At 66.0% G+C, this 14,515-nt stretch carries 14 protein-coding genes and 2 pseudogenes; 12 read left to right on the forward strand and 4 right to left on the reverse strand.

The window, feature by feature from the left end:
- The first annotated feature begins 132 nt into the window (after positions 1 to 132).
- The 12 genes from MTQ12_RS14415 to MTQ12_RS14470 all read left to right on the forward strand — a co-directional run bounded on the left by MTQ12_RS14415 (position 133) and on the right by MTQ12_RS14470 (position 12,567).
- Positions 133 to 855, forward strand: coding sequence for a hypothetical protein (locus MTQ12_RS14415; RefSeq protein ID WP_247619171.1), 723 nt, complete (start codon positions 133 to 135; stop codon positions 853 to 855).
- A gap of 889 nt (positions 856 to 1,744) precedes the next feature.
- Positions 1,745 to 3,610: a molecular chaperone DnaK gene (gene dnaK / locus MTQ12_RS14420; RefSeq protein WP_247619172.1), complete on the forward strand. Its 1,866-nt coding sequence runs from the start codon at positions 1,745 to 1,747 to the stop codon at positions 3,608 to 3,610.
- 18 nt (positions 3,611 to 3,628) lie between these two features.
- Positions 3,629 to 4,168 (forward strand): nucleotide exchange factor GrpE, encoded by a 540-nt coding sequence (locus tag MTQ12_RS14425; RefSeq protein WP_247619173.1) that lies wholly within the window; start codon positions 3,629 to 3,631, stop codon positions 4,166 to 4,168.
- A gap of 3 nt (positions 4,169 to 4,171) precedes the next feature.
- The gene (locus MTQ12_RS14430; protein ID WP_247619174.1) at positions 4,172 to 5,044 is read left to right on the forward strand and encodes a DnaJ C-terminal domain-containing protein; all 873 of its coding nucleotides are present in this window, start codon (positions 4,172 to 4,174) and stop codon (positions 5,042 to 5,044) included.
- Complete coding sequence (locus tag MTQ12_RS14435) at positions 5,041 to 5,352, forward strand: chaperone modulator CbpM (protein ID WP_069600178.1); 312 nt, start codon at positions 5,041 to 5,043, stop codon at positions 5,350 to 5,352. The genes MTQ12_RS14430 and MTQ12_RS14435 overlap by 4 nt, the downstream gene beginning before the upstream one ends.
- Positions 5,343 to 7,970: an ATP-dependent chaperone ClpB gene (gene clpB, locus MTQ12_RS14440; protein WP_247619175.1), complete on the forward strand. Its 2,628-nt coding sequence runs from the start codon at positions 5,343 to 5,345 to the stop codon at positions 7,968 to 7,970. The genes MTQ12_RS14435 and clpB overlap by 10 nt, the downstream gene beginning before the upstream one ends.
- Complete coding sequence (gene trxA / locus MTQ12_RS14445; protein WP_101624944.1) at positions 7,967 to 8,419, forward strand: thioredoxin; 453 nt, start codon at positions 7,967 to 7,969, stop codon at positions 8,417 to 8,419. Before clpB ends, trxA begins: the two co-directional genes overlap by 4 nt.
- A 106-nt stretch (positions 8,420 to 8,525) precedes the next feature.
- Entirely contained in the window at positions 8,526 to 8,678 is a 153-nt protein-coding gene (locus MTQ12_RS14450) for a UBP-type zinc finger domain-containing protein (RefSeq protein ID WP_247619181.1), read from the forward strand.
- On the forward strand, positions 8,675 to 10,411 hold the full coding sequence (locus tag MTQ12_RS14455; protein ID WP_247619176.1) for an FAD-dependent oxidoreductase: 1,737 nt from the start codon (positions 8,675 to 8,677) through the stop codon (positions 10,409 to 10,411). The genes MTQ12_RS14450 and MTQ12_RS14455 overlap by 4 nt, the downstream gene beginning before the upstream one ends.
- A gap of 119 nt (positions 10,412 to 10,530) precedes the next feature.
- Positions 10,531 to 11,286 carry an alpha/beta hydrolase gene (locus MTQ12_RS14460; protein WP_247619177.1) on the forward strand — a complete coding sequence of 252 codons (756 nt, stop codon included), beginning with the start codon at positions 10,531 to 10,533 and terminating at the stop codon, positions 11,284 to 11,286.
- Between the two features lie 225 nt (positions 11,287 to 11,511).
- Complete coding sequence (locus MTQ12_RS14465) at positions 11,512 to 11,844, forward strand: Hsp20/alpha crystallin family protein (protein ID WP_247619182.1); 333 nt, start codon at positions 11,512 to 11,514, stop codon at positions 11,842 to 11,844.
- Between the two features lie 195 nt (positions 11,845 to 12,039).
- Entirely contained in the window at positions 12,040 to 12,567 is a 528-nt protein-coding gene (locus tag MTQ12_RS14470) for a general stress protein (protein ID WP_247619178.1), read from the forward strand.
- Positions 12,568 to 12,577: 10 nt separating this feature from the next.
- Here the strand turns inward: MTQ12_RS14470 and MTQ12_RS14475 are convergent.
- The 4 genes and pseudogenes from MTQ12_RS14475 to MTQ12_RS14490 form a co-directional block, all read right to left on the reverse strand.
- Positions 12,578 to 12,796 (reverse strand): annotated as a pseudogene (locus tag MTQ12_RS14475) (transposase); the annotation flags it as partial.
- Between the two features lie 35 nt (positions 12,797 to 12,831).
- On the reverse strand, positions 12,832 to 13,656 hold the full coding sequence (locus tag MTQ12_RS14480) for an SDR family oxidoreductase (protein WP_308212676.1): 825 nt from the start codon (positions 13,654 to 13,656) through the stop codon (positions 12,832 to 12,834).
- Positions 13,638 to 13,901 (reverse strand): transposase, encoded by a 264-nt coding sequence (locus MTQ12_RS14485; RefSeq protein ID WP_247619180.1) that lies wholly within the window; start codon positions 13,899 to 13,901, stop codon positions 13,638 to 13,640. The genes MTQ12_RS14480 and MTQ12_RS14485 overlap by 19 nt, the downstream gene beginning before the upstream one ends.
- A 255-nt stretch (positions 13,902 to 14,156) precedes the next feature.
- Positions 14,157 to 14,408 (reverse strand): annotated as a pseudogene (locus MTQ12_RS14490) (integrase core domain-containing protein); the annotation flags it as partial.
- Between the last annotated feature and the right edge of the window lie 107 nt (positions 14,409 to 14,515).

Raw genomic sequence — 14,515 nt, forward strand, 5'->3', positions numbered from 1 at the left:
AACAATCGGCGCCTCCACGGCTCCCTCGGGATGCTCACCCCGATAGAGTTCGAGACGCTCCACTACGAGGCCCTCAACCGAGAGCCCGAACCCGCAAAGTAGCGGCAGAGAACCCGGGGCGGTTCACTCGGGTTGCTCGCCAACATCGTCAGTGTGTACGAGCGTGCTGATGACGCAAACCGGCGACTGTGCAATCAGGCGTTCTTCCACAGGATCTTCATCGAGGAAGACGGGGATGTCCGCGTCGAGTACGAGCGCCCCTTCGGTTCACTCTGCAATACCGAGGAGCAGATGAACGCTCTGAACTGGGCCGCTGAAGCGAAGAAGAAGGGAGAGGTTCAACCCGGACAAAGAGTGGAGACTCTCGTCGAGGGTTTGAACCTCTCCCATTTGGGGTGCCTGAGTAGTACGTTCGGCAACTCCGCCCCCAAGACAAAAACCCTGGTCAACCGCCTAGACCGTGGGGTCTACGAGGTCTCTCGACGTCCCCAGGATACCGCTCCGAAGGATGGTCGTGGCCCTGTTGCGAGCACTGTCGAGACGGCTCAAACTTTTCTGACCGACTCCGAGGTGGACGCCCTCGTCGGCGACTACCTGGCCGGGATGAGAGTCAAGGCGCTCGCTGAGAGGTACGGCATTCACCGCGCCACCGTGTTCTCCCATCTGCGTCGCCGCAACGTGCCGAGCCGCCGACCAAGGCTGGGGATCGACGAGAAGGCCGAGGCCGTGCGGCTCACCCGAGCGGGCGTCTCGATGCGGGCCATCGGTCGCCGGATGGGCGTGGACCGTAAGGCCGTGCGGGCTGCACTGGTCGAGGCTGGACTCATCGTGGACGAGGCGAGCGATGACTCGTAGCTGCGGTTCCAAGTTGCTGATCCGTCGGTAGCGCTCGGCGCACCTCGTCGGTAACGAGCGCCGAGAGGAACCGATGATGACCAGCTTTAGTGAGGTCGCGAATGACGAGCGCACCGCGACGTTGGTGCTGTCCATGCTCATCGAACCCAATGACCCGGTGACAGGACGCATCTTGTCCAGGCTCGGAGCAGTCGAGACGCTTTGGCTCGCTGAGCGCGACGGCGCGGTGGTGGGGCTGAGCCCTGTGGACGCGCCGGTCTGGAAAGCGGTTCAAGCTCCGTTCGTCAGGCGAATCACTTGCGAAATGCCTACGTGGGGTCCAGTCTGGTACCAGAACGACGTAGCTCTACCGCGCGTTCGCGCGTCGAACAAACATCGGCAGTGGAGTTATAGCGACTCAGCTTAAATGGGGGGAGTGGGATGGTGACCTCATGTGCGGACCTGCGCATCGCTCAGCAGATGGATCCGCGCTCGATGTCGGTCGATCCGTCCCGAGAGGGCGACGAGTACGTTCCTGAGGCGAACCTGCCAGGCATCGACTCGGATCCATCGAGCTGGGTGGGCGGCCAGCCGCTCACCGTCCGCGCGGTCAGCGGCCCAGTCCGCGACCGCCGGCGCGAAGTGGTTCACCGCCGGACGGCCCCCACGGGCAATTCATGCGGCTGGTGGGAGTGTCGCCCGGCATCGACAGCGACAGCATCACCGCCAGCTGCGACCTGGGCGTGCTGCGGGTGACGATGCCCATCGAGCAGCCCGCCGTCCGGAAAGATCCCCCTGAAGCAGCCTGCTTCCTGACTCTGGGCACTCAGCCCTGCGCCTGCGCCGATCCTGGCGCGCTCTCTGACGACCCCTGAAACGTGTCTCACGTGACAAGAAAGGAACAACCATCATGGCCAAGGCAGTAGGAATCGATCTGGGAACCACGAACTCCGTTATCGCCGTCTGGGAGGCTGGCGAGGGGAAGGTCATCCCGAACGCGGAGGGAGCCCGCACTACCCCGTCGGTGGTCGCTTTCACCGAGGACGGTGAACGGCTGGTGGGGCAGCTTGCCCGCCGGCAGAGCATCCTCAACCCGAAGGGCACCATCTCGTCCGCCAAGCGGTTCATCGGCCGGTCCTTCGACGAGATCAAGGAGGAAGCCAACGCCGTCGGCTTCGACGTCGTGGAAGGCCCCAACGGCGAAGCACGGTTCAACATCCGCGGCAAGCAGTACGCGCCGGAGGAGATCAGCGCCCAGGTGCTGCGCAAGCTCGTCGACGACGCCAGCAAGTTCCTCGGTGAGAAGGTGACCGAGGCCGTCATCACTGTTCCCGCCTACTTCAACGACGCCCAACGCACCGCGACCAAGGACGCCGGACGCATCGCCGGGCTCGAGGTGCTGCGCATCATCAACGAGCCCACCGCCGCCGCACTGGCGTACGGAATGGACAAGAAGAACCACGAGACCATCCTGGTGTTCGACCTCGGTGGCGGCACGTTCGATGTCAGCCTCCTCGACGTGGGCGACGGGGTCGTCGAAGTGCGATCCACCGCCGGTGACACCCACCTGGGCGGCGACGACTTCGACCGCCGGCTGGTGGACTACTTTGCCGACGAGTTCAAGAACGAGAACGGCATCGACCTGCGCAACGACCCGCAGGCGCTGCAGCGACTGTTCGAGGCGGCCGAGAAGGCGAAAATCGAGCTCAGCTCGGTGTCCCAGACCCAGGTCAGCCTGCCCTTCATCACCGCCGACGCCAGCGGACCCAAGCACCTGACCATGACCGTGAAGCGGTCCAAGTTCGAAGACCTCACCGCTGACCTCGTTGAGCGGTGCCTCGGTCCGGTGCGTCAGGCGATGACCGACGCGAAGATCGGCGAGAACGATATCGACGAGGTCATCCTCGTGGGCGGTTCCACCCGCATCCCCGCTGTCCAAGCGCTCGTCAAGCGGCTCACCGGCGGCAAGGAGCCGAACATGACGGTGAACCCCGATGAGGTGGTCGCTGTGGGCGCCGCCATCCAGGCGGGCGTCCTCAAGGGCGACGTCGACGACGTGCTGCTGCTGGATGTCACCCCGCTGTCGCTGGGTGTGGAGACCCGCGGTGGCGTGATGACGAAGATCATCGAGCGCAACACCACCATCCCCGCCCGACGCAGCGAGGTGTTCTCCACGGCCGAAGACAACCAGCCGTCGGTGGAGATCGTCGTCCTGCAGGGCGAGCGGGAGATCGCCGCGGACAACCGGGTGCTGGGCCGGTTCGAGCTCACCGGCATCCGCCCCGCTCCTCGCGGTGAAGCGCAGGTCGAGGTCACCTTCGACATCGACGCGAACGGCATCCTGAACGTGACGGCGAAGGACAAGGACACCGGCACCGAGCAGGGCATCACCATCAGTGACACCTCGAATCTGGACCAGGGCGAGATCGACCGGATGATCAAGGAAGCCGAGCAGCACCGGGCTGACGACCAGGCGCTGCGCCAGGCCGTGGACGCCCGCAACGAGCTGGACTCCGCCGCCTACCAGGTCGAGCGGGTACTGCGTGAGCTCGGCGACGCTGCACCGGAGCACGAGCGTGCCCGCGCGGAGCTGCTCATCACGCAGGCCCGCGAGGCAGTGCAGAACAACGTCGGCGAGCAGGAAGCGAAAGAGCGCACCGGCGAGCTACTGCAGGTTGCGCAGTCCCTTGCTGCGGCCCGCGCGAACGCCAGCCACGCTGAGCAGCCCGCTCAGGACGACGAAGACGACGTCGTCGACGCCGAATTCGACAAGTAGCACGGAGGGAGGATCGCGATGGTCGAGGAGCAGAACGAGGACACGCGGGCCGTGGACCTGCTGAACGACGACCTCACCGACGTGTCCCCGGAGGAGATCCGCGCCGCGCAAGCAGCGGTCGCCTCCCAGTTGGAGACGGCCGAGGACCGGTGGCGCCGGGCGGCGGCGGACTACGACAACCTCCGCAAACGAACGGCGCGCGAGATCCAGACCGTCCGCGAGCAGGAGCGGCGGCACACCGCCAAAGCCTTCTTGCCCGTCGTCGACGGGCTGGACCGGGCGCTCAGCTTCGGGGTGGACCTTGACGAGGGCGTTCTGGGTGGCATGCAGTCCGTCCGGGCGCAGGCCGCTGATGCGTTGCGCGCACTCGGGTACCCCGAGATTGTCACCGACGGTGCGGAGTTCGACCCGCAGCTGCACGAGGCGGTCTCGGTCGTCGAGGATGCCAGCGTCCCGCCGCGCAGCATCCTCGCCGTCACTCGCTCCGGGTTCGGAACGCCTGAGCGGATGCTGAGACCGGCTGCGGTCGTGGTCACCCGCAAGCCGGAGGAGGAGTAGGAGATGGCGGAGGATCTCTACAGCGTGCTGGGGGTCTCCCGGTCGGCGGATCAGAAGGAGATCCGCCGCGCCTACCGGGAGAAGGCCCGCAAGTTCCACCCGGACGTCAACAAGACCCCGGGGGCGGAGGAGACCTTCAAACGGATCAGTGAAGCCCACGATGTGCTGTCGGACCCGGAAACCCGCTCACAGTACGACCGGTTCGGTGAGAACTTCCGGCAGTACGCCGCCGCGGACGCGGCTCGCTCCTCCGAGCAGCCGCGCCGCAGCGGCGGCACCCGATACACGTGGAGCGGGGGCGGCGCGCAGAGCGTGAACTGGGAGGACCTCTTCGGGGGCGGCTTCGGTGGTTTCGGTCGCGGCGCCGACCAGACCGCGGAGCTGGAGATCACCGTCGAGGAGGCCTACCGGGGCGGGCGGCGCACGGTGCAGGTCTCGTCCCCGTACGGCGGCGCGCAGGAGTTCACCATCGACATCCCAGCGGGCGCTGTCGACGGGCAGCGGCTGCGGATCGCGGGCGCCGACGGACAGGACGGGGACCTGCTGGTCACGCTGCGCGTGAAGGACAGTAAGCGGTACCGGCTCAGCGGCGCGGACATCGAAACGGACCTTCCCATCTCACCGTGGGAGGCGGCGCTGGGCGCGGATGTCAGCATGCCCACCCCCGGAGGCCCGGTCACCGTGCACGTTCCGCCCGGCTCGTCCACTGACAGGCGGCTCCGCCTGCGCGGGCAGGGGATGCCGCGCAGGGGACAGCCGGGAGACCTGTATGCGCGGGTGAAGGTCGTCGTTCCCCGCACTCTCAGCAAGAAGGAGAGGAAGCTGTTCGAACAGCTCCGCGACGAATCGTCATTTGATGCTAGGAGAGGATCATGACCTCACATCACCTGCCCGTCCGTGTCGCCCGGGCCGACCTGGCCGCGACCGCGGTGGCCGCAGGTATCCACCCGGATACGCTGCGGAAGTTCGTCGAGCTGGGGCTGGTCACCGCCCACGTCGACACCAGCGGCCGGCTGTGGTTCGCCCGTACCGTCCCCGCCCGCGTGCACACCATCGTGCGTCTGCACTCCGATCTTGCCGTGAACTACGCCGGCATTGCACTCGTGCTCGACCTGCTCGCCCGCATCGAGCAGCTCGAGCAGCACCGGACCATCCGACTCGAAGGAGACACCCCATGGACATGAACTCACTCACTCAGAAGTCGCAGGAAGCGCTCACCTCGGCCCAGAGCATCGCGGTCCAGGCCGGTCAGATCGAAACGGACGAGGAGCATCTCCTGCTCGCACTGCTGCAGCAGGAGGAGGGGCTGGTTCCCCGACTGCTGCAGACAGCGGGTGCTGACGTGGAAGCGGTACGCGCCGACGTCGAAGCGGAGATCGCCCGCAAGCCCAGCGTCTCCGGGTCCTCCCCGCAGACCGGTCAGGTCTACGTGAGCCGCAGCCTCACCTCCACCCTGGAACGGGCGGAGCGGGAGGCAAAGCGGCTGAAAGACTCCTACATCTCCGTGGAGCATCTCGTTCTGGCCCTCGCCGACGACTCCTCCAACCGTCCCGCGTCCCGCGTGCTGCGCGGGCACGGTGTCACCCGGGAGAGCTTCCTCAGCGCACTCACCAAGATCCGCGGCAACCAGCACGTCAACTCCGCCACCCCCGAGCAGACGTACGAGGCGTTGGAGAAGTACGGCCGTGACCTGGTCGCTGACGCCCGGTTGGGCAAGCTTGACCCGGTCATCGGGCGTGATGCGGAAATCCGCCGGGTCATCCAAATCCTCTCCCGCAAGACCAAGAACAACCCCGTCCTCATCGGCGAGCCCGGTGTCGGAAAGACCGCCATCGTGGAGGGCCTTGCCCAGCGGATCTTGAGTGAGGACGTGCCCGAGGGCCTTCGCGACAAAACCGTGTTCTCGCTGGACCTCTCTGCCCTGGTCGCCGGCGCGAAGTACCGGGGCGAGTTCGAGGAGCGAATGAAGGCAGTTTTGGCGGAAGTGAAGGCAGCGGAGGGACGCATCCTGCTGTTCATCGACGAGCTGCACACCCTGGTGGGGGCGGGAGCAACCGAAGGGGCGATGGACGCCGGCAACATGCTCAAGCCGATGCTCGCCCGCGGGGAGCTGCACCTCATCGGTGCCACCACCCTCGATGAGTACCGCAAGCACATCGAGAAGGACGCGGCCCTGGAACGCCGGTTCCAGACGGTGATGGTCGAGGAACCTGACGTGGAGGACGCGATCTCCATCCTCCGCGGCCTGCGCGAACGGCTGGAGGTCTTCCACGGTGTCCGCATCCAGGACAGCGCACTGGTCGCTGCCGCCGTACTGTCCCACCGGTACATCACCGACCGGTTCCTGCCCGACAAGGCCATCGACCTCATCGACGAAGCCTGCGCGCGTCTGCGAACCGAGATCGACTCAATGCCCGCTGAGCTCGACGAGCTGACCCGGCGGGTGACCCGCCTGGAGATCGAGGAAGCGGCGCTGTCGAAGGAAACGGACACTGCCAGCAAGAACCGGCTGGAGGAGCTGCGCCGGGAACTGGCCGACCTGAAGGCGGAGGCGGACTCCAAGCGCGCCCAGTGGGAGGCGGAGCGTCAAGCGATCCGCAAGGTCCAGGAGCTGCGCGGTGAGCTGGAGCGCCTGCGGCGGGAGGCGGAGGAAGCGGAGCGCTCCTACGACCTCAACCGTGCCGCTGAACTGAGGTACGGGGCTATCGCTGACGCGGAACGACGCCTGCGCGCCGAGGAGGAGCGTCTCACCTCCAAACAAGGCGGGCAGCGGCTGCTGCGGGAGGTGGTCACCGAGGACGAGATCGCCGAGATCGTCGCAGCATGGACGGGGATCCCCGTGGCCCGGCTGCAGGAAGGTGAACGCAACAAGATCCTCACCCTGGACGCCACCCTCAAGGAGCGGGTGGTCGGTCAGGATGAGGCCATCACGCTCGTCAGCGACGCGATTATCCGTGCCCGCTCCGGCATCCGCGACCCGCGCCGGCCCATCGGCTCGTTCATCTTCCTCGGCCCCACCGGAGTGGGAAAGACCGAACTGGCCAAAGCGCTCGCGCAAGCACTGTTCGACAGCGAGTCGGCGATGGTCCGGCTGGACATGAGCGAATACCAGGAACGTCACACCGTCAGCCGGCTCGTCGGTGCACCTCCCGGGTATGTCGGGTACGACGAGGGAGGGCAGCTGACCGAGGCGGTGCGCCGCCACCCGTACAGCGTGGTCCTTCTCGACGAGATCGAGAAAGCGCACCCGGACGTGTTCAACACGCTGCTGCAGGTCCTCGACGACGGCCGTATCACCGACAGCCAGGGACGCACCGTCGACTTCCGCAACACCATCGTCATCATGACCTCCAACATCGGTGCCCATCACCTGTTGGGCCTCGATGGCGGCGCGATCCCCGACGACGTGCGAAACAATGTGCTCGCTGAGTTGCGTGCCCACTTCCGTCCCGAGTTCCTCAACCGGGTGGATGACATCGTGGTGTTCTCGCCGCTGGGTCGTGAACAGATCCACGACATTGTGGAGCTGCAGTTCATCGACCTGCGCTCCCGGCTGGCTGAGCGTCAGATTCGCATCGAGCTGACGCCCGCGGCACGCCAGCTCATCGCCGACCGCGGCTACGACCCTGTGTACGGTGCGCGTCCGCTGCGACGCTACATCAGCCATGAGATCGAGACCCGGCTGGGTCGTGCCCTGCTGAGCGGCCAGGTGATGGACGGGTCGTCGGTCACGCTGGATGTGCAGGACGGCGACCTCGTCTTCAACATCGAAGCGCCCGTCGAAGAGGATGACGCGGCGTGAGCGCGATTGTGACCTGCCCCAACTGCGGGAAGAAGAACCGTGTCCCCGCCGCCGCGTCGGGGTACCCGCGCTGCGGCGCCTGCAAGAGCGTCGTGCCGTGGATCGTCGATGCGGGCGATGCGGACTTCGCCGAGGTGGTCGAGAAGGCCCCGCAAGTGGTGCTCGTGGACTTGTGGGCGACCTGGTGCGGACCGTGCCGGATGGTCAGCCCTGCCCTCGAAAAGGTCGCCACGGAACGTGCCGGCGAGCTCAAGCTGGTGAAAGTGGACGTGGACGCCGCGCCGGAGACGGCCCGCAAGTTCTCCGTCCAGACGGTGCCGACCCTGCTCATCCTCAACCAAGGGAACGTGCTCTCCCGCCAATCCGGAGCCGCCCCGCCGGACGTGCTGCTGCGCTGGGTGGACGAGGCGCTGCAGAAGAAGGCTGGCTCGGCCGGCGGTGCCCCATGAGATACGTCGACCCACACGTCCCGCTCATCCCCCCCCGGTCCGTCCCCGGACACCCGGGTCATGTGAGGACTGCGTGGCGGCCGGCACGCCCTGGCTGCACCTGCGAATGTGTCGCACCTGCGGGAAGGTCGGGTGCTGCGACTCCTCCCCGATGCGGCACGCTCGCGCGCATGCGCTCACGGCGGGGCACCCCATCGTGCGGTCGCTGGAGCTGGGGGAGAACTGGAGCTGGTGCTATGTGGACGAAGCGTATCTATGAGTGACACGCCCGCCGCCAACCGCCGCCAGGACGCTCAGGCCGAGACGCCTGACACCATCGGCGCCTTCCCGCGGCTCAGCGACGAGCAGATCGCGGTGCTGCTCGTACGAGGGCAGCGCCGCACACTCACCGACGGGGAGGTTCTCATCCAGCCCGGCGAGCACCCGTCCTCCCTCTATGTCGTCCTGGAAGGGCACCTGCTGACGGCGGACACCGAACCTGTGGCGGATCCGCGCCACTCCGATGAGCCCTTGGCGGTCGGGGTGCACGGCCGCGGCCGTTTCGTGGGGGATGTCGGGCTGCTGGAAGGACAGCCGTCTTTCGTGTTCGTCTCCGCCATCGGCGCCGCCGAGGTGGTGGAGGTGCCCGTCGATGAGCTGGAGGCCATCGTCACCTCGGACCCGCTGTTGGGTGAGATCATCCTGCGGGCCTACCTCATCCGCCGCTCCCTGGCCATCGGGGCGGGAGCGGGCCTGCGGATCGTCGGCTCCTGCTTCTCCCCGCAGACCCGGGATCTGCTGGACTTCATCGCACGAAACCAGCTGCCCCACCGGCTGGTGGACCTGGATGAGGACGAGAAAGCGGAGCGACTGGTTCGCCAGCTCGGCGCCACCGTCGCCGACTTCCCGCTGGTGATCCTCGGCGGCTCACGCACCGTCCTGGATGCCACCCCGGCACGGCTTGCCGAAGAGTTGGGGATGCGCCCGCCCGCCCCACCGGCCACCTGCGATGTGGTGGTCGTCGGCGGTGGGCCGGCTGGTCTTGCCGCGGCGGTGTACGCAGCCTCCGATGGGTTGTCGGTCTACCTGTGCGACGCGGTCGCCACCGGCGGGCAGGCGGGAACGTCAGCGAAGATCGAGAACTATCTGGGGTTTCCCGCCGGAATCTCCGGCACTGAGCTCGCCGACCGCAGCCTCCTGCAAGTGCGCAAGTTCGGTGCCAAGTTGGACATCCCGACCACGGTCCAGGAGGTCGTGGAGGATGAGGACCGCTTCCGGGTGATCTTCGAAGATGGCAGGGAGGTCACCTCGGATGTGGTGGTCCTTGCCACCGGGGTGCGATACCGCTCGCTTCCCGCCGCGGGGCTGGACCGGTTCCAGACCTCGAACGTGTTCTACGCGGCAACAGCGCAGGAAGCGCGGATGTGCGTAGACACACCTGTCGCTGTTGTCGGCGGCGGCAACTCCGCCGGCCAGGCCGCGCTGTTTCTTGCCCGCACGTCCTCCCGTGTGCACCTTGTGGTGCGCGCCGCGGACCTGGGAGCGGGAATGTCCAGGTACCTGGTGGACCAGATCCAACATCACCCCCGTATCAACGTGCTGCTGTCCTCGGAGGTCGTGGAAGCACACGGCGGCAACCGTTTGGAAGCGATCACAGTCCGTCACGGTGACGTGCTGGAGAAGCTCCCCGTGGGGCACGTGTTCGTCTTCGTCGGCGCCGCTCCGGCGACGACGGTATTGAAGGTCGATGTGGCACGCGATCCTGACGGGTACATCCTCACCGGCGCGGAGGCGGAGCTGGCCGGCGCGCGGACGGAAGGAAGCCCCCGCTTCTCTTTGGAGACCACCATCCCCGGGGTCTTCGCTATCGGCGATGTACGGCACGGGTCTGTGAGGCGAATGACCTCGGCTGTGGGTGAGGGCGCCAGTGTGGTCCGGCAGATCCACGAGTACCTGAACGAGGGTCGTCACAGTCGGGTGTGCGCAGGAGCTCCGACATCCAGGGACACCTGATGCCGCAAGCCTCCCCGAACCCGGCAGCCGTGGGAGAACCCGCGGATCCTCCGGTGGCCCATGCGGGCGTAGCGGGCGAGATCCGCTCGACGTTGCGTCGGATGAGGTGGTTTCGCCGCATGCCGGTGCTGCATATCGCCGAGGAACGCGGCGAAGGCCCGACGGTGCTGCTGCTGCACGGTATCGCGTCCTCGTCGGTGACGTTTCACCACGTGATCCCGCTGCTCGAGCGCACCCACCGGTGCATCGCCATCGACCTGCTCGGCTTCGGCGAGTCGCCGGCGCCGGAGTGGGCCGATTACACCCTGGCCGACCATGTCGCCGCTATCGAGCGGACGGTCGCGTCGCTGCGGCTGCGCGAGCCGTTCACTGTGGTCGGGCATTCCATGGGCGCCCTCATCGGCGCCCGGTACGCCGCCCGGCGGCAAAAGCGAGTCGCGAAGCTCGTGATGGTCAGCCCACCTATCTATCTCGCACCCCATGAAATAGGGGACGTCATCGAGCGGACCCGGATGGACTTCTACCTGCGGCTCTACGAGTACCTCCGCACGAACCGGGAGTTCACCCTCCGGCACGCTGCGCTGGTACAGCGGCTGCTGCCCATCCCCAAAGCTGTAGATATCACTGAACGCAACTGGGAGCCATTCGTCAAGTCGTTGCAGCACTCCATCGAGTCACAGACCACTCTCAGCGACATCGCCCATGTCAAAGCCCCCATCGACGTCATCATGGGCGACCTCGACGAGTTCCGCTCCGAAGCCGTGCTGCGCATCGTGGAGCGGATGATGGGGGTCACCGTTCGGCGTGTGCGGGCAACGAACCACCTCATCGGCAAGCGCCTCGCGCGAGTCGTCGCCGAGGCGGTGACAGCATGACGATTTCGCCCAAGAAAGCAGATTCTTGGTACGGGAAATAACCAGATGAAAGCGTCAAAAACGATGGCGCTCCCGCGTGGAGAGTGCTAATTCAAAGGCATCGGGATAGACCCGAGGACCCGCATACGGAAAGGAGATGATTCATCATGGCAATGTCGTTCGATTTTGAGCGAGCTCGACCGCCTCGCGTCCGGCCTGCTTCAGTCCCGTCCGGGACCGCGTGTGATGCCGGTAGACCTGTACCGTGAAGCTGACCGTTACATTCTCACCGCCGACCTGCCCGGGGTCGATCCGGAGTCGGTAGACATCGACGTCGACGGTCAGCTGCTGACCATCCGCGCCCAGCGCACTGCACCCCACACCGAGGGAGCCAAGTGGCTCGTTCAGGAGCGACCGGCGGGTACCTACCTCCGCCAGTTCAGCATCGGTGAGGGTGTGGACTCGGCGAACATCTTCGCCTCGTACGACAACGGCGTGCTGAGCCTGGTCATCCCGGTCAGCGAGAAAGCCAAGCCGCGCAAGTTTCATGTCCTGAGTCAGCACTCGCCTCAGGAGTAACGCCCGGCCGGAGACCCATCGACGAGCCAGAGTTAGCTTCTCGTTCGCAGCACGCGCCGAAAGCAAACAGGGGCGACCTTTCCCTGATGCCGAACGGCGCAACACCCGGCTTCGCAAGACCGGAAGACGGGCGTGCACCCAGCCTTCTGGTCTTAGCACGGTGATTCATCCAGTTTTCACTAAAGGAGTACGCCCATGACCAGCCCCGAGGCCCCTCGCAACAACCCTCCGGAACAGGACGCTAGTGAGCCCCCGTTCACCAATGACCCCCGCTGGAAACAAACGATCGCGCGGTTCTCTGACTACGCCAGTGCGCAGGCAGCGGTTGACCGTCTTTCCGACGCCGGCTTCGCTGTGGAACGAGTAGCGATCGTGGGGCTCGACGTTCGTGTCGTCGAGCATGTACTCGGTCGCTTGACAGGAGGAAAGGCTGCGCTACGGGGCGCAGGCGTTGGAGCATGGTTCGGTGTTCTGCTAGGTCTGCTGTTCGGGCTGTTCGCCCCCGGATTCGGTTGGCTGGCCATCCTGATCATCTCGGTCGCCTCTGGCGCAGTTTGGGGCGCTTTGCTTTACTTCCTTGGACACCTGGCTAAGGGCGGCCGACGGGACTTCGACTCACTGGAGACCCTTGAGGCGGGCCACTACGAGGTCCAAGTGGAAGCACCATACGCTGCGGAGGCCGCTCGTCTCCTCGCGGACCAGACCGCCCACCCCGGAGACTGAAAAGGGCCCTTCACGAATGAGGGTGTAGCGCGAGTCTGAAGCCTCCGGCTTCGAGCAGCGATCTCGCGATGTAGTGGGTGAGGTTGCGGAACCCGAGGGCGGAGCCGTGGAGGTGCTCGAGCCGGCCGTTGATCGCCTCCGTGGGCCCGTTGCTTGTGCCGGGCCGGTCGAAGAAGGCGAGGATGTCGGCGCGTTGCTTCATGGTGCGGCCGAGCTTGCGGATCTCCATACTTGCTTGAAAAACGGAACGAAACCCAGAGCGATTCAAAGATCGCACGGGCGTTCCTTCGGATTCGGTGACCGGCGCAGGACGCGCCGGTCACGGTGAGCCTCGCCTAACGTGACACGAGTTGGGCGAGGCTTACCAACCGAAGGATCGCTCAGCAGGTGATCAGCGGATCTGGCGATGCCGCCACCGTCGACGACCAGCGCCGCCCCGGTCACGTACGACGCCTCATCGCTCGCGAGCCATACGACAGCCGCCGAGATCTCACTCGGCTGTCCCATGCGGTTCAACGGGCGCTCGGCCGCCTCAGCCAGGAATCCGGCCTGGTCCTGTCCCAGCTGGCGAGCCTCGTCGCGCAGCATCCCCGTGTCCACGTCGCCCGGGTTGACGGAGTTGACCCGGATGCCGTCCGGACCATGGTCGATGGCCAGCGCACGGGTCATGTTCACGACCGCGCCCTTCGACGCGCAGTACGAGATCGCCTGACCGCCGCCCTTCAGGCCCCATCCGGAGCCGGTGTTGACGATCGAGCCGCCGCCGTTCGCCTTCATGATCGGCACGACGTGCTTGCACATCAGGAAGATGGCGCGCACGTTCACGCCGAACACGCGATCCCACTCCTCGACGGTGGTCTCGTCGGCCGTGGTGCGGCGGATGATGCCGGCGTTGTTGAACACGACATCGATGCCGCCGAACGACTCCTTCGCCGTCTCCACGACGCGGACGATGTCATCCTCGTTCGAGACGTCGGCAGCGGTGGCGACGGCAGTTCCGCCTGCCGTCGCCGGGATCGTCGCGTTCATCGTCTTCGCCGACTCAAAGTGGAGCCGGCGGATCGTGATCGTCAGTTCCGCACCCGCGATCGCGCGCCGTGACGGCGTCCGGCTCGTCCATTCACCCGGTTCCGGCGCCGCAACTCGACGAGCTCCTTGTGCTCGTCGATGGTGACCCCGGCCTTGCGGCCGGAGTCGACAGCGTCACGGTTCGTCCAGTTCCGAAGGCAGGATTCGCTGATCCCGAGGTCACGCGCGGTCTGCGCATTGGGATTGCCCTGAGCAACAAGATCGAGGGCTCGACGCCGGAACTCCGGCGGGTGGGCAGCAGGCATGTCACGGACTCCTTCCGAGACGATATCGCCTCAAAGTCGGTGTCCGGATAAGCGGGTCAGGCTCCATTCGTCAAGCAAATGACTTGCGAAATGTCTACGTGGGGTCCATGCTGGCGCCAGAACACGTTTCGCCCCGCGAGCGTTCGCGCCTCTGCTTGGACCACATCGTCCAGGTGGGGTCTACACCTCCGACCGTCGAACAAACATCGGCAGTGGGGTTGTAGTGAAGCGCCCTGGGTCTGATGGAGACTCGCGCTATTTGATTCCGACCAGGTGTTCGCGGTCGGCTTGGACAGCATAGAACGCGTTCTCGAACTCGGCGGGCGGGACGTCGCCGAGGTAGCCGTGGAGGCGCTGCGTGTTGTGCCAGTGCACCCAACCGAGGGTGGCGAGCTCGAGATTCTCGACCGTCTTTCACGGCCCGGACCGGGCCGGCCCGCGGACGAGTTCGGCCTTGTAGTACCCGTTCACCGTCTCGGCCAGGGCATTGATGCTCCTATAGTTGTCAACTCATGATTTCGCCGGTTCGCGGGTCGGTCTTGACGAGGTGGTAGACCTCGCGGATCACGTAGCGTTTCAGACAGCGGATGATGTCGCGTTTGCTCTTGCCCTCG

Origin of the sequence: Brevibacterium sp. R8603A2 (assembly GCF_023072605.1) — a bacterium.
In the GTDB taxonomy this organism is placed as follows: domain Bacteria; phylum Actinomycetota; class Actinomycetes; order Actinomycetales; family Brevibacteriaceae; genus Brevibacterium; species Brevibacterium pityocampae.